The 23,633-nt window shown below is 54.3% G+C and carries 20 protein-coding genes; 10 read left to right on the top strand and 10 right to left on the bottom strand.

Features of this window, described 5'->3' with window-relative positions; genetic code table 11:
• Positions 1 to 87: 87 nt before the first annotated feature.
• The 3 genes from LQZ21_RS08770 to LQZ21_RS08760 form a co-directional block, all read right to left on the bottom strand.
• Positions 88 to 1,236 (bottom strand): DHH family phosphoesterase, encoded by a 1,149-nt coding sequence (locus tag LQZ21_RS08770; RefSeq protein WP_411043915.1) that lies wholly within the window; start codon positions 1,234 to 1,236, stop codon positions 88 to 90.
• A gap of 94 nt (positions 1,237 to 1,330) precedes the next feature.
• On the bottom strand, positions 1,331 to 2,509 hold the full coding sequence (locus LQZ21_RS08765) for a DUF8086 family protein (protein ID WP_411043913.1): 1,179 nt from the start codon (positions 2,507 to 2,509) through the stop codon (positions 1,331 to 1,333).
• Between the two features lie 265 nt (positions 2,510 to 2,774).
• Complete coding sequence (locus LQZ21_RS08760; protein ID WP_411043912.1) at positions 2,775 to 3,590, bottom strand: hypothetical protein; 816 nt, start codon at positions 3,588 to 3,590, stop codon at positions 2,775 to 2,777.
• A 231-nt stretch (positions 3,591 to 3,821) separates the two neighbouring features.
• Here LQZ21_RS08760 and LQZ21_RS08755 point away from each other — a divergent pair, with 231 nt between their 5' ends.
• The 6 genes from LQZ21_RS08755 to LQZ21_RS08730 all read left to right on the top strand — a co-directional run bounded on the left by LQZ21_RS08755 (position 3,822) and on the right by LQZ21_RS08730 (position 9,460).
• On the top strand, positions 3,822 to 5,210 hold the full coding sequence (locus tag LQZ21_RS08755) for a TP0584 family protein (protein ID WP_411043911.1): 1,389 nt from the start codon (positions 3,822 to 3,824) through the stop codon (positions 5,208 to 5,210).
• Positions 5,211 to 5,295: 85 nt separating this feature from the next.
• Positions 5,296 to 7,080, top strand: a complete 1,785-nt coding sequence (locus tag LQZ21_RS08750; protein WP_411043909.1) for a peptide ABC transporter substrate-binding protein — start codon at positions 5,296 to 5,298, stop codon at positions 7,078 to 7,080.
• Positions 7,081 to 7,581, top strand: coding sequence for a CarD family transcriptional regulator (locus LQZ21_RS08745; protein WP_411043908.1), 501 nt, complete (start codon positions 7,081 to 7,083; stop codon positions 7,579 to 7,581).
• Positions 7,582 to 7,587: 6 nt separating this feature from the next.
• On the top strand, positions 7,588 to 8,295 hold the full coding sequence (locus tag LQZ21_RS08740) for an IspD/TarI family cytidylyltransferase (protein ID WP_411043906.1): 708 nt from the start codon (positions 7,588 to 7,590) through the stop codon (positions 8,293 to 8,295).
• A 2-nt stretch (positions 8,296 to 8,297) separates the two neighbouring features.
• Positions 8,298 to 8,774, top strand: a complete 477-nt coding sequence (ispF, locus tag LQZ21_RS08735) for a 2-C-methyl-D-erythritol 2,4-cyclodiphosphate synthase (RefSeq protein ID WP_411043904.1) — start codon at positions 8,298 to 8,300, stop codon at positions 8,772 to 8,774.
• Positions 8,774 to 9,460, top strand: a complete 687-nt coding sequence (locus LQZ21_RS08730; protein WP_411043902.1) for an endonuclease III domain-containing protein — start codon at positions 8,774 to 8,776, stop codon at positions 9,458 to 9,460. Before ispF ends, LQZ21_RS08730 begins: the two co-directional genes overlap by 1 nt.
• Positions 9,461 to 9,462: 2 nt before the next feature.
• On the opposite strand, the gene LQZ21_RS08725 is transcribed toward LQZ21_RS08730, so the two are convergent.
• The 6 genes from LQZ21_RS08725 to LQZ21_RS08700 are packed head-to-tail and all read right to left on the bottom strand — an operon-like array spanning position 9,463 to position 16,904.
• Positions 9,463 to 13,377, bottom strand: a complete 3,915-nt coding sequence (locus LQZ21_RS08725) for a SpiroCoCo family coiled-coil protein (protein WP_411043901.1) — start codon at positions 13,375 to 13,377, stop codon at positions 9,463 to 9,465.
• Positions 13,378 to 13,379: 2 nt separating this feature from the next.
• Entirely contained in the window at positions 13,380 to 14,051 is a 672-nt protein-coding gene (locus LQZ21_RS08720) for an HAD family hydrolase (protein ID WP_411043899.1), read from the bottom strand.
• A 35-nt stretch (positions 14,052 to 14,086) separates the two neighbouring features.
• Positions 14,087 to 15,370, bottom strand: a complete 1,284-nt coding sequence (locus LQZ21_RS08715) for a hypothetical protein (RefSeq protein WP_411043897.1) — start codon at positions 15,368 to 15,370, stop codon at positions 14,087 to 14,089.
• A 45-nt stretch (positions 15,371 to 15,415) separates the two neighbouring features.
• Positions 15,416 to 15,622 (bottom strand): hypothetical protein, encoded by a 207-nt coding sequence (locus LQZ21_RS08710; protein WP_411043896.1) that lies wholly within the window; start codon positions 15,620 to 15,622, stop codon positions 15,416 to 15,418.
• Positions 15,609 to 15,740 (bottom strand): hypothetical protein, encoded by a 132-nt coding sequence (locus LQZ21_RS08705; RefSeq protein WP_411043895.1) that lies wholly within the window; start codon positions 15,738 to 15,740, stop codon positions 15,609 to 15,611. Before LQZ21_RS08705 ends, LQZ21_RS08710 begins: the two co-directional genes overlap by 14 nt.
• A gap of 45 nt (positions 15,741 to 15,785) precedes the next feature.
• On the bottom strand, positions 15,786 to 16,904 hold the full coding sequence (locus LQZ21_RS08700) for a peptidoglycan DD-metalloendopeptidase family protein (RefSeq protein ID WP_411043894.1): 1,119 nt from the start codon (positions 16,902 to 16,904) through the stop codon (positions 15,786 to 15,788).
• A gap of 44 nt (positions 16,905 to 16,948) precedes the next feature.
• On the opposite strand from LQZ21_RS08700, the gene LQZ21_RS08695 reads away from it, so the two are divergent.
• From LQZ21_RS08695 to LQZ21_RS08685, 3 genes are all read left to right on the top strand, one after another.
• Positions 16,949 to 17,341, top strand: a complete 393-nt coding sequence (locus LQZ21_RS08695; RefSeq protein WP_411043893.1) for a S26 family signal peptidase — start codon at positions 16,949 to 16,951, stop codon at positions 17,339 to 17,341.
• Positions 17,342 to 17,533: 192 nt separating this feature from the next.
• A complete protein-coding gene (locus tag LQZ21_RS08690; RefSeq protein WP_411043892.1) occupies positions 17,534 to 19,447 on the top strand; it encodes a penicillin-binding protein in 1,914 nt (637 codons plus the stop codon).
• 11 nt (positions 19,448 to 19,458) lie between these two features.
• On the top strand, positions 19,459 to 21,360 hold the full coding sequence (locus LQZ21_RS08685) for a motility associated factor glycosyltransferase family protein (RefSeq protein WP_411043891.1): 1,902 nt from the start codon (positions 19,459 to 19,461) through the stop codon (positions 21,358 to 21,360).
• Positions 21,361 to 21,500: 140 nt separating this feature from the next.
• On the opposite strand, the gene LQZ21_RS08680 is transcribed toward LQZ21_RS08685, so the two are convergent.
• Positions 21,501 to 22,247 (bottom strand): hypothetical protein, encoded by a 747-nt coding sequence (locus LQZ21_RS08680; protein WP_411043890.1) that lies wholly within the window; start codon positions 22,245 to 22,247, stop codon positions 21,501 to 21,503.
• 233 nt (positions 22,248 to 22,480) lie between these two features.
• On the opposite strand from LQZ21_RS08680, the gene LQZ21_RS08675 reads away from it, so the two are divergent.
• Positions 22,481 to 23,632 (top strand): HD-GYP domain-containing protein, encoded by a 1,152-nt coding sequence (locus tag LQZ21_RS08675; RefSeq protein ID WP_411043889.1) that lies wholly within the window; start codon positions 22,481 to 22,483, stop codon positions 23,630 to 23,632.
• The last annotated feature ends 1 nt before the right edge of the window (position 23,633 follow it).

Genomic DNA, 23,633 nt, shown 5'->3' with positions numbered 1-23,633 from the left:
GAAATAACATGACCGATTGGTCATGTTATTTCCTTATTGCATAAGCAATTAGAATAAAATGCATGGCATTTTATTCTCGCGCGGGTCCTAATGGTTAACCAATTCCTCAATCCGGGCAATAAGGGCTTCGGTATAGGCGGCAAGGTCCGGTACCGCTGCCTTTTTCACCCTAAACCCTACGGCCCCGGGGTGCCCGCCGCCGTTACGGATGTCCAGGACCGATAGGACCCCCCGGAGATCGATCGTTGGAAATTGCGCGCTCCTCCTCAGCCGGAACTGGATAAAATCCGAAAGGGCTTCGTCATCGTAATACACCACCATCCCCAGTTTACCGCTTTCTTCCGCCATGGTGTCCGCCGCGGCTTTGGATATATTCACCATAAGTTCCGCCCCGTATAAACCGAACATTTCCTCGGATAGCCCTTTATCAAGGCAAACATAATAAACCAGTTTGGATTTGCGTTTCAAAGCCATAATGCCGTCATAACACTTTTTTTCCTGGACGGAAAAGCGTTGGATCACGTCGAAGATCGCTTCCATGGATGAAATATTGCCCCTGCCCTTGATGGTTTTTTCAAACAGGAGCCGGTCAAAGATTCCGGTAAAGATCTGATAATACCGGCGTTCCCTGGATGTTTTCAGGTATTTTCCCATCTGGGAATCCCCCACCACCCCGGTCAAAATCGCCAGGGCGATATTCCGGGTAAAAAAATCATCCGCCTTAATCTCCATTTTTTTCGCCAACTTCAGGGCCAGGTACCCCAAAAGTTCACAGGTACTGGAAGCCTCCGATACGAGGCAATAACCGGGATCTCCCGCATATTGGGTATCTAATTGAAGATGATGATCTATCTCGATTTTTCGTATGGAGGGATCTTCCATAAGCCGGACCATGGATTCATTCATGGCGATCATATCCGGTTTTGGCGTATCCAGAATCACCATGGTTGAAATATTCTGAAGATTCACCTCTTTGCCGTAACTCACGGCGATGTTGTTGTATTTACAAATAGCCAGGAGGTAGTTAAATTGCTCCTGCACCGGGCCGGACACGTAAATGGTTGCTTCCTTTTGTAATTTGCTTAATAACAGGGCAAAGGCAACCAGGGCCGCCACACAATCCGTATCCGGGTCTTTATGGCCAAGTAAAAGAAAAAAGTCATTTTTTTGAATCACATCGATAATATTACCCACCAGCCGCTTTTTTTCGGCAATGGTTTTTAGTTCCGTCTTCATTTCCCTTTTCTCCTTCTAGTATTATTTTACTACCTTTTACCTAAATTAACACCGGCGGCAGCCCCGAATTTTCAAATTTTGAAAGCCCCAAGTATTACTTGTTTATAACCATAAACCCGGCGGCCCCCACATGCAAGTCCTCCCGCTCTTCCCAAAGGGCGATGAGGGCGGAACCGGCAAGACCGATGCCGGTATAGCTGAATTTTTCAGGCAGGGAAGGCAGGATCAAGGCTTCGGTTTCTATGGCCCCCTCCCGGAGCGTTCCGTATACCCCTTTTCCACCGGGGGATAAAACCAGCCCGTAGGAATAGGCCGGAGAGCCCTCCCCAGTATCGCCGGTCCCGTAATACCCCGAAAGTTCGACCAATTCCCCGGTTTCCCCCGCCCCGGGAGGGGTTTGCGAAAAATAGCGGATCCCCCCGGATTCGGCAAAGGTGATCGCGGCCACCGGAATTGTCCCCGGCCCGCTTACGCTAAAGGCCTCTTCCAGGATCCGCCCCAGTAGGGCCGGAGCTTCCCCCAGGGGAGAGGGTTCGTAAGCGCTTCTAAAGGATGCGGCGGAAACGGGCTCCCCCGGACCGGCAAGGTCCGGGCTCCGGAAGTATACCGGTTTATCCCTTCCCCGGTTACCCCCCCGGTAGTACCAATAACCGTCCTTACCCAGGCGGATGGCATCCGCCTCCCAGCCTTCCCCGGAGGGAAGGCTCCCCAGGGCTGGAAGGTCAAGCCCCACGGGCTTGGAACTGCCCATTACCAATCCCCGGACCGGGGGATCCGGGGGGGGCGCCTGGGGCTCTTCAAAAAAATCATTCCGGTATAAAAGGACCGCCGGGATTTTTTGGTATAAAAAAAGGGAAGCCGCCGTATAGTTTTCCCAATCCGGGAGATCCGTTACCGAATAAAGGGCCAATGCTCCCCCCTCCCCGGGGATAAAGACCAAAAAACCGCTCCGGTTTACCGCCCCAACCAAACGGTCTTCCTGGGTTAAAAAACCCGTAATCCACCGGGCCAGGGGCCAGGGTTCAAAGGGTTTGAGGGAAGCGTCATCGGGGGAATCCACCAACTCCGGCTCTTCCCTGCCCAGCTCGAACCATAGGGGTTTTTCTCCGGGCTTAAGTATGACCAGAGGGGCCATCCACCGGGTGGAGGCGCTTATCCCGTCGGGAGGAACCCCGGCTTCGGCCGGTAAGGGCGGTGGTTTGGAACAGGAATAATATAACTGCCCCGCCATTACGGCCAATAGCGCCCACCCAAACTTCCCCAAAAATCCCATACCTTAATCTATCATATTACTCATGTTACGCAAGGGCCCCAAGGAGAGATTTTAACTACGAACCACACGAACAGAAACAAAGACAAATCGGCGTTTTCACCGATAGTTCTTTCCTGCTTTCCCGCGAACAAAGAAGAGAATTCAGGTATAAATTCCGGAATATCGAAACAAAAGTTCGTGTTTTTCGTGTCGTTCGTGGTTAATCCTATTCTTCATTCTTCCCGAGCCATAAGATTTTGCCGCCGGCTGCCCGGCTAAGGGACGGCTATTTCCAGGGAATCCAAAGCCACGCCCCCTGGGTACAGCGGAGCAGCCCTTGGGCGGTAACATAGGTATCCACCCTCCCGGTAACCGGGAACAGGACGGTTTCATCCTTTTCCAAAAAACGCGGTTCCTGAAAGGGGGACATCCCCAGGTATAAGCCGCTTTGGGGTATGCTGACCGGAAGGTCCTCCCGGGGGGCGGGTTTAATACGCCGCCGGTCAAACCCCGATTGTACGGTTCGGGCCGCCACATCCTGCCAATCCGCCAGCCAGGGATCAAGCCGTACCTCCTCGTCTATGTCGGAACTTTCCATCAGGAGGCGGAACCGGGGCCAGTCAAAATAATGGGGCTGCCGGTTCTCCGGGGCATCGGCGCCCCCCGCGTCCCGCAGGCAGAGATAAACCCAGGCGTCCACCCCCCCTTTCCAGGAGAGCTTGATTCGGCTCTCTTCGGCATCAAAGGGGAACAGGGCCCCTGCCGGATGGAGTATCCCCGGACTTATACCTCGGTCCGGCCAGAAGGGATAGGCGATAACCGGGGTAGTCCATTCCATCATAATGTCCAGCTCCGGAATAGAGGATCCATCCGCCTCCAGGGTTTTGATCCTGCCATCGGGATTTATCCATTCCACCTGCCACCGCGGAGACCCCAGGATGTTCTCCCACTCAGGGGGCAGGGGGGGGAGCTCGACCCGGTATTCGGAAGGAATGATCCGGTTTTCACAGGTGCCCAGGGCGAGCCCCATAAGAAAGACGAAAAAAAACAGATGAATCTTCCCGCGGCTGCGGGAAAGGAACTTAAAAAAATTTGATTTCATACTACTATATAGGCAATAAGATGGGGTTTGCTTTAATAACCGGTTCGAAAACCGCAAGTTTGGACAAATTTCGCCCAAAAACCGTAATTTTCCGGTTCTAATTTGCTATTTTGAAAAAGCCTCAATTGCTTATTTTATTCGTTTATGCCATACTTCAAGTATTGGGAACCTCGGGAAAGCCCGGTTGGATTTCCAACGGTTCTTTATAGATAATTATAATGGATAATCGTAATGGATAATCACGGTGAATACCCAAAAGCCCTTGCCGATACACTGGAAGCTCGACGGACCTGGCTTGAAAATACGGAATTAGTAAAGTTAAAAGAAGAATTTCGTAGTTTCCATACGGCTTATTTGGGGCTTTATAATCTTTTTCTCAAAAAGGGTCTTATCCATGAGGATCCCTATAAGCATGAAGCCAAGATGGGGGAGATCCAGATCCCCGAAACCGGAGCTTTTGTCGAGGCGAAACGGACGGAACAGTTGAGTATCCGGCTTTCCAATTTCGATAATCAACTTGATTTTTTGGTTAATTTTTATCAATTCAGCGTTGATTTTCTTACGCTGGACCGGATAAAAAAGATCCTCGGTCTCGTGAAATATATCGATTGGGTTCACCTGAACACCGATAGTTCCTCGGCGAATACCCGGGCCGTAACGGAGTTCATCAGTCAGCTCAAGCCCGGCAGCGATCCCCTGTCCATAACGCTGATCAACGAGTGCCTGGGGGATCTCAAGAAGGCCACCGCGAATATTCTTGCTATTTTAAAAGAAATAACCGAATTCCAACGGGAAGATTATAAACTCGCCATACGGCAGAATATAACCGCGGAAATGTCCCTGGATCAGACCACGGCGGTGCCGCAAATACGGAAAAAATTCGCCGCCGCTATGCCCGGTAAACCCTTCTATCCGGATCTGATAGAAGAACTGGTTAAAGAAGATTATTCCACGGAGGGCCCTGCTCTCCAGGAGAAGGTGCTCAACGCGCTGCAGTTACCCGACAGTAAACCCAAGGCGGCTAAAGCGCCGGTATCCTTTAAACATATCATTGTTGAAGGGCTCATGGTTATTGGTTCCGTGGCTGCTACCCTTTCAGAGATAACCCTTAAATTTGAGGAAAACGGAAACCTTTTGCAGAATCGCCGGAAGAGTTTATGGGAAAAGATACGGCAGATTCTAAAAGAGATGCTGCATAAGGAGCCGGATCCGATTATCTATGAAGTGGAGTACCTTGACAGCGTCAAGGGAGTGAATGTCAAAGAAAAGATAAATTATAATAGTTTCCGCGACAACATGGAGCGGAGAGCCCGGAGTCTTACCGGTATAACCCGCAGCGGCTGGACCAAACTTGAGGCCCTGCAGGACGAGCAGCTGATAACCCTCCTGGAAAAAAACATCCGGGAGGTCCAATCGCTGCATAAGACCCTTTCGGCCCTGGATGATTATTTCAAACTGGTGATCGACCAGGAGGATCGGGAAAAAGTCAGGGGAATAAAACCGGAATTAGCCACCATGAAAAACGCCATAATCAAAGCCAATCAGAAACGCCACGAATATAGCGCGCAAAAAGAAGAAGAGGAACAGCTTAAACGCTTAGGGGTCAGCTCCGATAGTTGATCCGCCGGTGGAATCCCGGAATGGCCGGGAATTACCGGGCCGGTAAGTATTATTGGAGGCGCTTATGGCTAAAGAGGAAAAATCGATGAAAAAAAATAAAATTATGCGGGTGGATCAATTCCCCAATTTGGTATGGGCGTTTGTCGTAAGTTTTTTGATTATGACGCTCCTGGCCTGCGCCACCCCCCCGGCGGTGGACGACGCCCCGGCGGAGGGGGCGGTACCGGCCCCGGTGGAGGAAGCCCCCGTCCCTCCCCCGGAGACCGGATCCCCGGAAGGACCGGAATACGCCGAATCCCGGCCCCGGGTCCGGGTCCGGGATGAGCTTACGGTGGTCCTCTCCAAAGGGGATGGGGTGGAATTGGATTTCCGCAAATCCTATCTTGCCAGCGAGGCCCAGATTTTCACCGGCCTCTACGAAGGGCTGTTTTCCTATCACCCCTTTACCATGGAGCCGGTTCCGGCCGTGGCGGCACGGTGGGTTCTTTCGGAGGATAAAAAGCAGTGGACCTTTACCATCCGGGAAGACGCCCGGTATTGGAACGGGGATCCCGTCCAGGCGGAAGATTTCCGTCGGGCCTGGATTTCCCTGCTGGATCCGCGGAAGGAATCTCCCTATTCTTCCCTTTTTGATATTATCGAAGGGGCCCGGGATTTCAGGACCGGTAGACTGCAGGATCCCGCCCAGGTGGGGATCCGGGCGGAAACCCCCAAGACCCTGGTGATACGCTTGAATTCTCCGGCCTCTTTTTTCCCCAGCATGCTCTGTCATCATTCCTTTAGCCCCATCCATCCCTCAATGACCGAGGTGGAGGATTGGACCGGTATAAGTCCCATTTCCAACGGCCCCTTTTACCTTCTGGAGCATCAGGAAGAAGCCATGGTTTTAACCAAAAACACCCACTATTGGGATGCGGACCGGGTTTCCCTGAACCGGATCATCCTCCGGTATACCGAAGACGGGGATAAAGCCGCCTCCCTCTGGAATTCCGGCGAGGCCCGGTGGATCTCCGGGGAAGTGAACCTGGAAAACCTCACCGACCGCAGCGGTATTGTGGTAAACCCCCTTTTTGCCACCCATTATTATTTTATCCGGTCTGCCCGGGCCCCCTGGGACGATTACCGGATCCGGCAGGCCCTTTCCCTGGTCCTTCCCTGGGATCAGATTCGGGAGGGATATTTTCTTCCGGCGAAAACCCTGATCTACCCCATTCCCGGTTATCCGCAAATTGCAGGCCTGGATACCACCGATGTGGAAAAAGCCCGGGGGCTCCTGGCCGAGGCGGGCTTCGCCGAAGGGAAGGGGCTACCGGAGCTGGTAATCCGCCTCAACCCCTCCAACGATGCCGCCCGGGTGGGAGGGCTCATGGCCGCCGCATGGATGGAGGAATTGGGCCTGCGGGTTAAAATTGAGGTGGTTCCCTATGGACAATACTTTCAGGCCCTTAAACAAAACGATTACGAAGTGGGGTTTTCCACCTGGATTGGGGATTTTGCGGATCCCTATACCTTTTTGCAGATGTGGCGCCGGGATTCCAACCTGAATGACGCCCGGCATAACGATCTCGACTATGAAAATCTGATGGAAGAATCCATGGCCGAAGAAGGGGAAAAGCGGTGGCAAACCCTGTCTAAGGCGGAAGAACTACTCCTGGAACGGGGAACGGTCCTTCCCATTTTTTACAGTCCCGCCTTAAACGTGGTGGATGTGGACGAACTGGACGGTTGGTTTCCCAATGCCTTGGATATTCACCCCTTTAAATACCTGTCTTTTAAAACCTTCCGGCCCCTGCCGGGGGTGGCAAAAAACCATGAAGAATTCCAGGGGCCTATTAACACATCCGGCTTTTTGTGTTATAGTTTACTATAAATGAGCAATGCGGCTTTGTGTTTTCAAGTTGATCAAAAAGTAGTTTATCCAAGTCAAGGCGTAGGAATTATCCTTTCGATAGAAGAAAAGGAATTCAGAAACGAAAAGATTCTCTATTACGTTATTTATCTTGAAGTGTCGGATATGACCATCATGGTTCCGGTGGATAAGGCGGAAGGGTTGGGGATTAGGGCCATTGTTACCGAGGAAGAGGCCCTTCAAGCCTTGACGCTTATCGGTGAGGATTATGACCCCATTCCTTCGGACTGGAAACTCCGATACCAGATGAATTTGGACCTGCTCAAAAAGGGCAGTGTCATGGATATAGCGGCCATAGTCCGTTCCCTGTATCACCGGAGTAAAGTTAAGGAATTACCTATTCTGGAACGAAAACTCTACGATTCCGCCCTCAAGCTCCTGGAGGACGAGGTTTCTTTTTCTCTCAAAAAAAACAAAGATGAGGTGGAAACCATGATTTTTAACCGGCTGGAGTCAAAATAAGCGATTATGGATGCCCCTATCGCGGCGGTAATTGCCGCCGCCGGTTCGTCAAGCCGTATGGGAGGGGATAAGAAGGAGTACCTGCCCTTGGGTATGACCGACGGAGGGGGAGAGCCCCTTTCGGTACTGGGGGGATCGGTTTTGGCCTTTACGTCCTCGCCCCGGATAGATCCGGTGGTAATCGTTGTTCCCGCCGACGGGGAGTATGCCGCCCGGCTCAGCCTGCCCGCCCGGTGGTTATACCCCGCCGCCAAGCCCCGGATTTTTTTTGTCCCCGGAGGAGCCACCCGGCGCGCTTCGGTTCACCACGGACTTTCCCTGCTGGCCGCCTACGGCCCCCGGTTGGTACTGATCCACGACGGGGCCCGGCCCTGGGTTGACGGGGACTTGATCGACCGGATCATCGCCGCGGCCCGTACCTATGGGGCGGTAATTCCCGTAATGCCCCTCACCGAAACCCCCAAGGAGTTAGGCCCCGAGGGTTTTGTCATCCGTCATCTCCGGCGTTCCCTGGTGGGAACCGCCCAGACCCCCCAGGGTTTTGCCTTTCCGGAAATTCTCCGGGCCCATGAACAAGCCGCGGAACGGGAACTTGCGGAGGGCGTTGAATATACCGATGACGCCGAAATTTGGGGGGAATTCTGCGGGCCCGTGGCAAGTATCCCCGGGTCCGCCGGGAACCGGAAGATCACCTTCCCCGGGGATCTGAGGTAGCCATGATACGGATAGGGCTGGGCCGGGACTTCCACCGGCTGGTATCGGGCCGGCCTTTTTTATTGGCGGGAGTGGAACTTCTGTCGGACCGGGGCGAACTGGGGCATTCCGACGGGGATGTATTGGCCCACGCGGTGACGGATGCCCTCTTGGGTGCGGCAGGGTTCGGCGATATCGGGGAATTTTTCCCCCCAGGGGATCCGGCTTGGAAAAACGCGGATTCCATGGAGCTCTTACGGATCAGCTATAAAAAAGTCACGGCCCAGGGATGGCATCCGGTAAACCTGGACTGTGTGGTGATCTGCCAGACCCCCCGGGTTCTTCCCTACCGGGAGCCTATCCGTGCGGCCCTGGCGGCGGTTCTGGAACTGCCCCTGGAAGCGGTTTTTGTTAAGGGTAAAACCAATGAAGGCTTGGGACCGGTGGGAGAAGGCCTGGCGGCGGAAGCCCTGGCGGTTTGCCTTTTGGAACGGGAGTAATGGAAACACAACCTGATTGGAAGGGGATCATCGGATCCCTGCAAAAATGGCGGGATACGACCCTGCAGGAAGGCAGCCGGGATAACCGGGACCCTTCGGTAACCACGGTGGCGGAAAAATACAAGCAGGACCCCTGGGCGGTATTGGCCTCCACCATCCTGAGCCTCCGTACCAAGGACGAGGTAACCCTGGTATGCTCCCGGGCCCTCCTGGAAAAGGCCCCCACCCCCCAGGCCATCCTCTCCATCCCGGAGGAAGAACTGCTCAAGCTGGTGTACCCCGCGGGGTTTTACCGGACCAAGGCGGAAAACCTGCGGAAAATAGCCCGGATCCTGGGGGAACAATACGGCGGCAAGGTGCCGGCGGACATGGAAGCCCTCCTGGCCCTGCCCGGGGTGGGCCGGAAAACGGCCAACCTGGTCCTCATCGAGGCTTTTGATATGGACGGGATCTGTGTGGATACCCATGTCCATAGGATATGCAACCGCTCGGGCTGGCTCAGCTCCCGGAGCCCCGACGAAACCGAAGGGATCCTCCGGAAAATTCTGCCCCGAAAATACTGGAAGGGGATCAACGCCCTCCTGGTCCTCTACGGACAAAACCTCTGCCGGCCGATCAGCCCCTTTTGCTCCCGGTGTGTAATCCGGACCCACTGCCGGAGGATTGGGGTGGAAAAGTCCCGGTAGGCTTAATCCATGGCACCCAATTCCAGGATAAGCTCCACCTCGCCTTTGGCCAGCTTGAGGGACCGGGCTATCTCATCCACCGACCAGCCCTGACGGTGCAATTTTATCACGTTCTCCCGAACCGCCCGGGGGGGAGCGCCCTTTTCCTTGGGGGCCCCTTTACCCCGTTCTTCCTTGAGGAGGGAACCCATAAGTTTAAGCTGATCCTGCACCTGCCGGTTCAGCTCGTCCAGCCGGGTTTCGGTCCGGGCAAGCCATTCCCGGGCAACCTGCATGGCTTCGATCCGCCGTTCAATATCCGTAATGGTCAGGTCCAGGGTGGACAGTTTTTCCGACGCTTCCCTGGCGCTTTCGTTATCCTGATTGAGTTTTTCTATGGAGATCCGTACCGATTCCAGCTCTTCGGAGAAACCGCCCAGATCTTCGTTAAGACGCCGTACGGTAACTTCCGTTTCCTGCAGGATTTTAAAGTTACGGTCTATGCCGGTATTGGTCGCTTCCAGGGTTTGGTTTTTCTTTTCTATCCGTTGATATTTCTCCTCCGCGTCCGCCATGGCGTCGCTTAACTGCCGAATCCGGATCTGGATGGCCTGGAGGGTATCATCGGAGGTGGAAATCTGGGCGAGTTTTTCCTCCACCGCTTGGGATGTTTGAAGGATCCTGCCGAAATCGGCTTCCATAAGCTCGATCCGGCGTTTTTCCGAAAGAAAACGGGTCATCCGGGAACTGATGTCATCTTCCAGGCGTTTTATCTTGATGAACTGGGCTTCCAGTTCGGCGGCCTCGGACCGGCGCTGATCCAGGCTGGCCATATCGGCCTCCAGATCCTCAATATGGTGTTCCAAGTCGGTTTTTAATTCTTCGGCCTTATCAAAAAGTTTGGTCTGATTGATAAAATCTTTAAGACGCCGTTCCGCTTCCCTAATGGTCCCCTCCAGATTACGGGCCTGTTCATCGGAATGGGCAAAAAGCTCCGTGCGGTGGATCGCCGCCTCCTCGTGGATCTCCTCAATGGAGGAGCGGATTGCCGCGAGGCGTTCATCACTTTCCGCGGCAAGCTCCCGGGCCCGGCGGCGGGCTTCATCAATGGTGTTATCCGCGTCCCGGAGTTGGGCGGAAAATTTGTATTGCCATTCCTCGGTCTCCCGGCGGGAGGTTTCCAGGAGCTCGGTAATTTCACTGTTCCGTTCGTTCACCCAGTCGGAAAGCCCCTTGAAGGACCCCTCCAGTTCCCGCTGGTGCTGCTTCAGGACTTCCGCCATGGATAAGCTGTAACGGCCGATCTCGGCCTTGGCGCTTACCTCGGCGACGTTCCGGGCTTCTTTTAGATCCCGGTCAAGCTGTTCCTTTAGGGCGGTCAGGGACAGATCCGCCTGGCTCATCTGCTCCCGGATTCCGTCTTCAAAGGCTCCGGTTTCAGCCTTGAGGTGTTCCAACTCCGCGATAAACCTATCATGCTGTTCCTGCAGGCGGTGTTTGAGTTGTTCCGCGAAGGCCAGCTCCACATTCCGGCGCTCCGTCGCGGTTTCATCCGCTAGGCTCTCCAATTTCGCGTCCATGGCGGCATGCCATTCATCCAGGTGGCGGTCAATATCCCCGCTCCGCCGGGAAAGGTCCTGGAAAAATTCATCCTCAAAGACCTGGAGTTTCTCCGAAACATTGTCGTAGGCCTGGGCTTTCAGCGCGGACAATCCCTTTTCCACCTCGTCTAGCTCGTTTTTCAGGCCCTGGGCGGCGGCGGTAAATTCGGCGCTTATCCCGGAACGGTATTGGGCCGCTTCCCGTTCATAAAGCGCAAAATCCTGGCGTACCCGGTCTTCGGTTTCCCGCATATAACTGCGCAGTTCCGTGTCCAGCCGGGCGGTGTCGTCCGCCAGGGCCTCAAGCTGCCGGTATTGGAGTAATTGGGCGGCCCGGTATTCTTCCAGTTTCTGATCCGCCGTTTCCAGGGCCTGTTCCTGGGCTTTTTCCGCGGCCTGTTCCACCTGGGATTCCAACCGAAAAATGGAATCGTCCATATGGGCCCGCAGTTCCGCCAGCGCCTTTTCCACCGCTTCGGTTTCGGCGGCGATATTTTTCTTTTGTTCGGCGGAAGCGGCTTCTAAAGCCGCCAGGGTATCCCGGACTTTGGCGTCGGCGGCTTCCGCCATGCGCCGCCACTTCTCCAGGTTTTCCCCGGCCATGGCGGCGGCCTTTTGTTCGGTTTCTTCCATAATGTGGAGGATATCATTTTTGATCCCGTCGGCGCCGTCGTCGGCATACTTCCGCAGTTCCCCTAAACGACCATCCACCACCGCTTCTTCGGCGGAGATCCGCTCTTCCCCTTGGGCTATGACCTCGTCAAACTGCTGCCGCAGTTCCCCCAACCGGTTTTCCAGACCCTGGGTTTCGGCGGAGATCCGCTGTTCCCCCCGGGTAATAAGCTCATCGAATCGGTTTTGTAGGTTTTCCAAATTCGTGATCTCGGCGACGTTTTTTTCCGCCTGCTTGGCGGAAGCGGCTTCCAGGAAAGCCAGGGTGTCCCGCACTTTTGTATCGGCGGTTTCCGTGGTTTGCCGCCACTTTTCCAGGCTTTCCTCCGCCAGGGCACGGGACTGCTTTTCGGCATCCTCCCGGATCCGGCGCATCTCCCCTTCGATCTGAAGGGAGGTCTCGGCGGCTTGACGGCGAAACTCCTCCATCCGTTTTTCCAGGGCCCCGGTATCGCCGGACAGGGTCGTTTCTATCCGGGAGATTTCCCCGCCGACATGGTTTCCAAGCTCCGTCAGAAGATCTTCCAGGGCGGCGGTTTTGGCGGTAAGGGTTGCTTTTGTTTCCGCGGCGGCCGCTTCCAGGGAAACCAGGATCCCCCGGGCCGCGGCCTCCTCTTGGGCGATCTCCTGTTTCCATGTTTCCTGGTGGGTCCTGGCAAACTCCTTTACTTCCAAAAAATCATTTTTCCAGGTTTCTTTTTGTTCCCGGGCAAGTTCATTGAGTTCCAGCACATCCTTTTTCCATTCATCCCGGTAGGCCTTCTGTTTCGCCTCAATTTCGGCGCTGTCGTTTTTCCATTCATCCTTGTAGGTTTTGATCAGGCCCTGGGTTTCGGCAGCCTTGATTTTTGTGTTTTCCTGATAGGCTTTTAATTTTTCTTCTACCGCCGTCTGATACCGCTGCACCCGCTCCAGGGCTTGTTCCCGGAGTTTTACCAAGGCGGCGTCTTCCACCTTATCCGCCCGGGAAGCGGCCCGTTCCAGGGCTTCGTTAAAGGTCTGATGGATAAGTTCCAGATCCCGGCTAAGATTTTCCTCCCGGGCCTGTTCCACCTTATCCACCGCTTCCCGGTGATCCTCGACCTTCCGCTCAATGGTTTCCGCTTGAGCCGTTAAATCCGATATCGAGGAACGGACCGAAGCCATCAGGGAATCCGCGGCCTGTTCCAGGGAAGCGGCGTTTTCCCGCTCAAACCGGTGTTCCACCTCCGAGAGGTCCCTTTCCAGGGTATCCAGCTTATCCTTGGCCCGGGATACCTGCTTGTAGACCTTTTCCACAAAGGCCGATTCTTCCCCAATCCGTTTGAGATTTTCATCCACCATGCCGGTCATACGGATCAGTTCTTCCAGCGAAGTATCGTAGGCGGCTATCTGTTCATCGATTTTGGCTATGGCCGCCGCCTTACCGGCGAATTCCTCATCCGTAACCTGCAGGCGTTTTAGCAGTTCCCTGGCCGCCTTTTGCTGAACATCCAATTCCAGGGCATAGTCCTTAACGGCCGTTTCCCGTTCCGCCACATACCGGGCCAGTTCTTCCTTCAGCCGTTTGCCGAATTCCCGGGCCAGGTCTACCGAACGGTTATGCCGGTCCAGATACCGGAAGAGAATCAAAACCGCCGTGAGGATACCGATGGTTAATAGATTGCCGACCGTAAAAAAGCTCATTATTAAAAACTTATCACATAATGGTACAATTGGCGATAGTCGGAAAAGATAAAGTCTGCTTTTATTCGGGGGGAGAAGTATTTTTTCCACCGGGAACGGATCAGGGCGGTCCCCATCCCCGCTTTTTGCGCCCCGGCTATATCATACTTCAGGCTGTTTCCCACATAGAGGATCCGGTCCGGGGGCAATCCCAGGGATGCGGCTAAGGTGGAGAAGGGGAGGGGATCCGGTTTAAGCCGGCCTGAGTCTTCGGAACAAAGGACGGTATCCCAGCCGCCCCCCAAACCCAGATGTTCCAGCTTTTTTGTGGGGGGAAAATCCGATAGGATCCCCAGCTTAAATCCCCGCTGCCGGAGGGCTTCCAGGATTTCCCGGACATGGGCATAGGGTTTGATCCTCCTAAAAAGGGACTCCCACCCCCGATAGACAAGCCGTTCCAGCTTTTCCCTGACCACTCCCGGATCTTCCCTGAGGAGTTCCCCCATGATCCGGGCCTGCAGATCGTAGAAGGGGCCGTCGTGATTTTGGGCCCGGAGTATGGTCCTGGCCTTGCCCATGGCCCAGAGGAACTTTCCGTATTTCAGGACAAACGGTGCCAGACGGATAAACAAACGGTGATTCGGATAGAGGGTTCCGTCAAGATCAAAGGCTATCCCGGCCAATTCATGTTTCATGATTGATTTACTATAAGGAAAACCAATTTCCTGTCCTAGGGGTCAAAGGTCCCTTCCACGGGGATACGGACCAAATTGATGTGGTGTCCGGGATAACGGGTTTTAAAGTTGGTAAAAGAAGTTTCCGCGGCGCTTTCAAAAAGCGCAATCCGGAAATTACCGGCTTCGGTAAAATAGGGGACCAGTACCGCCACATGAAAGTGCTGGCGCATCCGGGGGGCGGGGCCTCTTTCCTGGTTTACCGACGCCAGATAGATAAACCCCGGCTCGTCAACGGCCAGGGTATACAACAGGGGGTGGATCCCTTCGCTGTCGAACCCCGCGTTCTGCAGAAACCCCGGATAGGCCCTAATGGAACTTTTCCCCTCCTTTCTGCGGATCACCGAAGCGAAACTTCCCTTTTGAACTTCGATTTCCTCCAGGGTGCCAAAATTACCCGCCGCCGCGGCCAGATTACGGGTCCAGTCCAGCCCGAAAAAGGGATCCCGCAGCCGCTCATAGGCTTCGGAGAAGGAAGAAGTTCGATCCCCAAAGGGTTCCTTTAGGGGGGGGATGGTCAGGCGTTCCCCCGTGCGGGGGCGTAAAATTCCATCCACTATCCATTTGGCAAACCCCGAACAGTTAAGCCCCCCGGGCCCGTCCTGAAGTGCCAGGTTTTCGATAAACACGTAACGGCCCTGCTCATCGATGGCGCCGTCATCCCGAAAACGCAGTTCCGGGAGCCGCTGCCTGACCAGGGCGATAAATTCCCGCAGTTCCCGGTACATGCCGGGATCCGGGTCAAAATACCGCCGGGGAAAAGAGGCCCCCGCAGTCCTCAGGGCATCCTCCACGGGGATCACCAAAAGCCGTTCAAAGGGTATGGCCAGGGGCTGGGAGTGAACCACATAGGCATCGTAAACTACCACGTCCATCAGGCTTTTGTCCCCGGTAAAGGGCCGGAACTGGACATAGACATAGGGGTCGCTCCGGAGAAATATCCGTATCCGTTCGGGAAGCCCCGTATCCCTCCGGCGGGTTAGGACCCAGGACCCTTGAGCCCATCCGGGAAAGGTTCCCCCCAGTTCTCTTGCGAGGATGATAAGACATTCCCCCCGCTCCCCCTCGGCCCGCACCTGGATCCGGTCCCCGCCGGGCAGGGTATGTACCCAGGGGCTTTTTTCCAAAACCTTTCCGGGGGCCTCGGTCAGCCAGGTGTCCTTAATGGAAATTCTCAAAGAGGAATCGTCCTGAATAGAACGGGTGGATACATCCAGGGTATAGGCGGAAGTTAAAAGACCTAAAAATAAGATACTAAAAAATACCAATCGCCGGTTCATGCCGGATCGTCCTCCCGGGCAGCGGGGACCATCGGATCCGGGTATTCATCGTACCCGCTCCGCCCGGTTTATGCCGGAATCAAAAACAATTTGTTCCAATTCCTGTTCCAAACTGTTTAGATTATCATCTAATTCCCGAAGCCGTCGCAGGGTGTACTGCTTTTTTTTATCCCAAAGACGTTCACAGGTTTTATCCAGCAGATCGTCAAAAGAGGAGGGATCGGAAAGGACGGCTTTTTCAGAATCTTTCACGACCGCTGACACCATTTTGTAAATGCTCCGAAATCGAATTATGTTCCGGATTATCATAAGCCCGTATAAAAACCGCTACCGCAATAAAGGCGATCAGGATCAATACCAACTTTCGCATACAACCTCCGTTAGGAGCATATGAAAACTTATACCCAGTATACACTTATGGATTAAGAAATTCAAGGGGATTCACGGCTTTTCCGTTTTTAAATACCCCAAAATGCAGATGGGGGCCGGTACTGTAGCCGGTGCTGCCCACTTCTCCTATTTTAGTTCCCTGCTGCACATAGGCGCCCTGTCCTACCGACGTAGCGTTCATGTGGGCATACAAGGTTTGAAATCCGTTGCTGTGACTCATAATAATATACTTGCCGTATACCGAATTAAACCCCAGGGTAACCACCCTGCCGTCCATGGCGGCTTTTATGGGGGTCCCCTTCGGCGCCGCCAGATCCAGGGCCGCGTGGAAGCGCCTGACCCCGCTGATGGGATCGTTCCGCCAGCCGTAGGGAGAGGTCTGCCTTCCCCGGATGGGATAGATAAAAAGTTCCCCCAGGGCAAGTTTGAGTTCTTCGGTCTTCATTTTAGCGCCGGGAATAAAAATCACCGTACCGGGACTGATAAAGTCATCTTTGATGTCATTGGCATCCAAAATGGCCTCCAGGGGTACTCCGTGGGCGCCGGAAATTTTTGACAGGGAATCCCCTTTCTTAACCGTATAGGGTATCCCGTCCATATTGGGGATACGGATAAGTTCCCCGGCCCGCAGTCGCCGGGCATTGGTAATACCGTTGGAAGCGATGATAGCGTCCAGGGAAATAGAACGGGCGGCGGCTATCTTTGATATGGAGTCTCCCGGCCTAATTTTATAGGATTCCCAGGCAAAGGATTCCAGAAGATCCAGGGGAATTTTATCTTCCGAATCCGGGACCCCGGGGGGAATAAGTCCGGCATAGGAACTTAAATGCCGCCGGACCCCTTCTACCTCAAGCGGCCGTAGAGCGAATAAATCAAAATTTAATTTCCGGAAAAAAAGGAAAGTGGAAAGGACCAGTCCGGTAATCAGGAGTCCCCATAGGAGGTGTTTTTTCTCTCCCCAGGGATAAGCAGCCGGGATGGATGGGGATATAAAAAGACGATGGTCCTGGGTTTTATTTTTTTTACGCAGCCGTCGAATACGGACAGGATGTTGATCCACCGGCTTATAGGTGGAATGCCAGGGGAGAAAAGATTCCCTGCTTCGCCGATATACCTGTTGTCTTTGAATTATATCGATCATCATACTGATTTATCGACATAAATCAGAAGAACCATTATACTAAGGCCATGGACCTACGGGCAAATTCAAAAAAGGCGATATTGGGGGCCTTTTTTGTGGCGATTATGATGAAGCTTTTTTGCTTCGATTTTGTGATCGCCGAAGGCCAATCCATGGCGCCGGTAATTACCAGCGGTTCCGTGCTTTTGGTCAGCCGTTTGTCCTACGGTTTACGCCTTCCCTTAACCAACCGGTACCTCTTCCGGTGGGGCCGGCCCCGGGTGGGGGATGTGGTTATTTTTTTTACTCCCCAGGGAGAAATCGCGGTGAAACGTTGTGCCCGGATTACCGAAAAAAATGAATTTGTTGCCCTTGGGGATAACAGCGTTGATTCCTACGATTCCCGGGCCTATGGCCCGGTCCCCTTGTATCATATTATAGGAAAAGTTTTGGGAAAATAAGGCGGTAAAACCGGTTTTGCCCAGGCCGGCTTTACCGGAAACAAAGTCCGTAGCAACCTGGGTTTTGAAACGGACGCAAATGACCGAAAAATAAAGGGTAGAGCAGGTGTTTTTGTATACCCATTGAGCCGTTTTCAAAATCCAGGCAGGTTTTGAAACAGCCTTCAATTTTTTAAACACCCCGGATAGCACATGGATAGAGCCGAAAGAAGAGTACCCCAAAAACCTCAAAACCGAAAGCGTTTTTTTATTTTTGCCGGTCTGTTTGCCCTGGCGGTAATGACGGTTTTTATCCGGTATGCCATGCTGATGATTGGCCGGCCGGAAGCGGATACCCTGCAGTCCCGGCAGTCCCCGGTGGAACGGGGGCCCATTTTGGACCGGAATGGCCGTATCCTTGCCATGGAAACCAAACTGGGAAATATCAGCATCTGGCGGCCCGGGATCGACGATGTGGATTTGCTCAGCGAGGAACTTGCCCCTATTTTACAGATATCCGCCGGGGAAATACGGGAGCGGATCTATGATTCCTCCAGTGATTTTATCTATCTGAAAAAACAGGTGGGACCCGCTACGATTACGGCAATTGAAACGGCCAAGGCCGGCGGAAATCTGCGGGGGGTAAACATCGAAAACATCGCGGGACGGATCTATCCGGAACAGGAACTGGCCGGCCAGCTTATCGGTTTTGTCGGGGATGATAATCAGGGACTGGCGGGGGTTGAATATGCCTTTGAGACGGAACTTACCGGGATCGACTTGGCCCAAACCGGGGAAAGCGTGGATGGAAGTAAGCGGACCGGCAATCAGGTGGTCCTCACCATCGATGTTACGGTTCAGCATATCCTTGAAGAAATCGCTTCCCGGATCCTGGAGGAAAACCAGGCCGAAGCGGTGATGTTCCTGGCCATGGATCCCCGTTCCGGGGATATCCTGGGTTCCGCCTCCCTCCCCGGTTTTAATCCCAACCACATCCAGGATTCCGATGAAAACGCCCGGATGGACCGGCCCGCTATTTGGGCCTATGAACCGGGATCGGTATTCAAGATTTTTTCCCTTTCCGCCCTGTTGGATTCCGGGGCTATTGATGAGGAAACGGTTTTTGTCTGCAACGGACATTATGAACGGACCACCACTTTGGGGGAACGGATCACCATTAATTGTCTGGCCGCCCACGGACCGGTAACGGCCAGAGAAATCATCACCTATTCCTGTAACGCCGGAGCGGCTTATGCTTCGGACCGGCTGGGGGTGGGAAGTTTTAATAGTTTAATCCGGAACCTGGGCTTTGTTTCCCGGACCGGGGCGGGAAATCCCGGAGAAACCGTGGGATTCCTCCGGGCTCCGGACCGGTGGTCGGAACGTTCCAAGCCCACCATCGCCATGGGGCAGGAGATCGCTGTTTCCGCCCTGCAGATGCTCCAGGCTGCCACGGCGGTGGCCAACGACGGCATTCTGGTCCCCCCCCGGATCATCTCCCGGATAGTATCCGGGGACGGCAAAAAATCCGAGTCCTATGCCGCCGGTTCTCCCCGGCGGGTCCTCCAGGCAGAGACCGCCCGGAATATGCGGCAGTATATGGTGGATGTTACCTCCAATATCGGGACCGGCTGGCGGGCCAATATGGAGGACCTCTCTCTGGCGGTTAAAACCGGTACCGCCCAGATTATCGATCCCCTGACCGGGGGCTATTCGGATAAAGATTTTATCGCCAGTTGTTTGGCGATGGTTCCGGCGGAATCCCCCTCCCTGATCCTCTATCTGGTCATTATAAAGCCCCAGGGAATTTCCTATCTGGGGGGACGGATCGCGGCGGCCCCTATCCGGGAAGCCGCCGAAGCCCTGGTGGATTACCTGGGGATACCCCGGGGTAAAAACCCCCAGGTTGTCCACTCCGGATCGGTGAGTATCCCCCCGGATGAGGGCCCCATCCTCTCGGATACGGTCCCGGACTTTTCCGGTTATTCAAAACGCAGCCTGCTTCCCCTGCTCCTTCAGGATGAGGTTCATATTGAAATTACCGGTGAAGGCTGGGTACGCCGCCAGTATCCCCCACCGGGAACACCCCTTTCTCCGGGGGATACCATCACCCTGGAACTGGAATAGGGGACCCTCCCATGGAACCCTGGGATACTAATATAAAGATCCTCCGGGAACGATATCCGGGACTGGAGGAGGAACTTCACCGGAATCAGGGGCCGCCCCGGAAAATACTTGTGGAAAAAAGCGCCGCCGGGGATCCTACCTTGATCATTGAAGGCATCCACATCCACTCTCCCCGGGACCCGGTTCGGGAAGGGCGGCGCCTTGCCCAGGGCTTAACCGGGGATGGCCCCTTGGTGGTTTTGGGCTTTGGCCTGGGATATGCCGCGGAAGCCCTTGCCGCTGCCCAGCCGGAACGGCCCCTGATCATCCTGGAACGTCACGGGGCGGTCCTGAAAAAGGCCCTGGAAACCAGGGATCTGGGGGAATTCCTCCATGAGCGCCGGCTCATTTTTGTGGTCGGCGGAACCGGGGAGGGGATTACCGGGGCCCTTGCTCTTTTTGGGGGTGCTGCCCCGGGGGAGGGGAGTTCCCCGGAATTCCTTAAAAACCGGGCCCTGATGCAGCTGGACGAGGCCTGGTATACCGGGGTGGAACACCGGATCCGGACCTGGACCTCCCGGGAGGATGTGAACATGGCAACCCTCCGGCGCTTCGGCCGGCGCTGGGTACGGAACCTGGCCCGGAACATGGAGGCCGCCCGGGATCTGCCGGGAATTTCCCGCCTGGCCGGTTGTCTCTCCTTGCCGGCCTGGAAAAAGGACGGAACCAAGGGCTCCTCCGGGCCGCCGGTACTCCTCGTGGCGGCGGGTCCTTCCCTGGACCGGGTCAGGACGCTGCTCCCCGCCTTTGCGGAACGTTGTGTCCTGGTGGCGGTGGATACCTCCCTGGGGCTGGTCCTGAGAACAGGGGTTAGCCCCGATTTCACCCTGGTGGTGGACCCCCAATACTGGAACGCCCGGCACCTGGACCGGACCGCGGCGATCACGGGCTGCCTGGTTACCGAATCGGCGGTCTACCCCCCGGTACTGCGGCAGCCCTTTGGACGGACCTTTCTCTGCGGTTCCCTCTTCCCCCTGGGGCGGTTTATCGAAGATATGGTGGATCCCAAGGGACCCCTTGGCGCCGGGGGCTCGGTGGCCGCCGGCGCCTGGGATTTTGCCCGGGTCTTGGGGGCATCTTCGGTCTGGTGGGCAGGACTTGATCTGGCCTTTCCGGAATTAAAGACCCATTTTAAGGGGGCCCTTTTTGAAGAGCGGGCCCTGGCGGTGGGCAACCGTTTTATCCCCCCGGAAACCTGGTCGGTACGGGCCCTTCGGGACGGGCAGCCCTTTTGGGCCGCTGCCGCCGGGGGGGGAACGGTCCTTACGGACCGGCGGCTTTCCCTCTATTCCGCCTGGTTTGAAAACCGTTTCCGGCTTTATCCCGAAGTACACACCCGGAGCTTTTCCCCCGGGGGACTGGCCATTCCCGGCATGGATCTGGCGGATCCCGAGGAACTCCTCGCCCTGCCCCCCCGGCGGGACGAGATAAACCGGATCCTGGGGGAGGTTTTTGCCCAAATTACCGGGGATTTTTATTCCCCACAGCGGATCGAAGAGCGGGCCCGGGCCTTCCGGAAGGCCCGGGATACTCTGTTGGAGGGTCTTGAGGGGATAAAAAGCCTGGCCGAAGAAGCGGAGCGCCGGGCCGCGGCGGCTTATGGGGATCTGGGAAGGAAAAAAAACGTGGAGGAAAGGATCCTGGCAAAACTGGACGAGACCAATCGGCGGATAAGCTCCAGTGCGGTAAAGGACGTCGCGGGGTTTCTCTTTCCCCCCGCCGAGGAATTGGAAGCCCGGTTGGAAAGCCCCCCCGGGAAGCCCTTGGAACGATATTTGGAATTATCAACAAAATTATACCGGGCGCTGGCTCTGGCGGCGGAGTATAATTTGTCCGTACTTCGCGCTTTTCCCCCTAAAGGTTCAAAAGGATAGCGCCGATATAAAATACAACGGGAGGATAATACCTCAAGTTAGTAGACGGTGCGCATTCCGACGTCCAGGCGCATCGTCTTTTTTTTAGGGGAACCCTGAAAAAAGGGCTTTTCCACAACCGAAGCTTGGGAAAGCCCCGTTCAATTTCCAAATAACCATACCGTGGTTTCGTTGATATATTTTGAGAGGACCACGGTATACACCTCATTGAGGATCTTTTTTACCTCCCGGTTCCAGGCGTTTACGGAGGGAAAGCTTTTTTTAAGGCGGTTCCTTCCCTCCATGGCGGCGGCGGTAAATTCCAGGCTCCGCTGGGGGACGGCCTTGCCGAGGTTTTCCGCCAGGAAAAAAGAAGAAAGACCGGTAATTATCCCGTCTTTGGACTCCGCCGCCAAGACTTTGAACTGATCCCCGGCAGCGGAAAATTGCCGGTCCAGGAGCAGGGAAAACCCGTAATACCAGCGTACCCACGGGGCGGATTCGGTTTTTACCGAGTTAAGGCGGGTAGAAAAGAAGGTAAGCGCCCCGCCGACATCCTTGTTCAGGATCCGGGCGGTACCAAAAATCAGGGCATTGGCGTCCACCAGGGCGGGCTTTGCGATAGCTACTTTGTTTTCCATACTTACCACCGAAGACGAATCGGAAAGAATCAGATAGGCATTCGCCAAAAGCCGTACCAGCCGGGGCGTATAATGGCCGTCCTTGAATATCCGCTGTTCCAGGTACCGGACCAAGGCGGGCCAATCTTCCTTTTCCAATAATTGAAGAAAGCGCCGGTTAATAAGATAGAAACTATCCAGGGTAATAAGAATAATAAGGAGGAATAAGATCACCGGCCAGATAATGCTCCAATAATCCCCCAAAAACCAGGATTTTAAGATGACCATGGGCATACCACATGCCAGAATTAAGAAAAACAACAGTAAAAAATTAAACAGTATAAAAATGGAGGTGAATTTCAAACGCCCCGTCCTTTACCAATCAACCCTGCGGTTTTTTAAATCCCGGCCCTGGGCCGCCGGATTTTGAAACAGCCTCAATAAGGCATGTATTATTACCGACATTTATGATAGATTAAAGAAATAGACAAGTCAACGGAATGACAGATGTGGAATCGGAAATGAACAAATATATGGTTAAAGATATTCCCCGGAACAGTTTCTTCTCCAAATCGGTATATATCGGGGATCGGTTTATTGTGGCCGCTCCGGAAACGCCCTTTACCCAGGACATCGCCCAGATCCTTTTAAAGTGGGGCTTTAACGCGGTAGAAAGCGACGGGGAATGCCGGGAGACCTACCAACCGGAAGAATTTACCCGCAGTCCGGAAGAAGAAATCATCCCCACCGAGGTATTACCCGACCGGGAAAAATTAAGGCGGGCCGAAATTTTCTATGACTCCTTTACCGAATATGTGGAAACCCTTTTTTCCGACATGGTAATTAAGAACAAACTTGATTTTAAGGAGGTGGCGGAGAAGATCAAAACGGTCTGTATTTTTATAAAGGAAGACCGCCGTTTTCTGCTCCGGGTACAACGGATGGCCGAACCCAAACCGGGACAGAACTACCTCGCCACCCACGCGATAAAGTCAACGATTATTGCCATTGTTATCGGTTATTTCATTAAATTACCCTATCACCGGCTTATTGAACTGGGGGTTGCCGCCCTGCTTCATGAAATAGGGATGACCAAGCTTCCCCCCCAAATTTATAGTAATAAGCGGGCCCTTTCGATCAAGGAACGGCAGGCGATTCTTACCCATCCTATCCTGAGCTACAATATGCTCAAGTCCTTTGATTTTCCCCTGATCATAAGTATCGCCGCCCTGGAACACCATGAGCGGGAAAATGGCGACGGGTATCCGCAAAAATTAACCGGGGATAAGATAAGCCTTTACGCGAAGATCATCGCCGTGGCCTGTTCCTACGAGGCCCTTACCAACCACCGGCCCTATAAGGCGGCTAAAGACGGTTATGAGGGGATGTTGGATCTCCTTAAAAATCCCGGCAAACAGTATGATGAAACCATCATCCGGGCGCTGATATTTTCCCTGTCCATTTATCCCATCGGTTTGTATGTGCTGCTCTCCAACGGTAAAAAAGGGCAGGTAATTGATGTGAATCCGGAAAATCCCCGGTTTCCTGTGGTCCAGCTACTGGAGGAGTTGACCCCGGATGGCAGAAATAAAACCTTGGAAACCTCCCAGACCGGGGTGCATATCCTTCGGCCGCTGCTCCGGGAAGAAATCAATGATCCGCAGAAGGGGTAGG

The organism is Treponema sp. TIM-1 (assembly GCF_046533115.1).
Lineage (GTDB): Bacteria > Spirochaetota > Spirochaetia > Treponematales > Breznakiellaceae > JAIRMO01.
The sequence above is the reverse complement of the archived record's forward strand: the minus strand, read 5'-3'. Positions and strand labels throughout refer to the sequence as shown.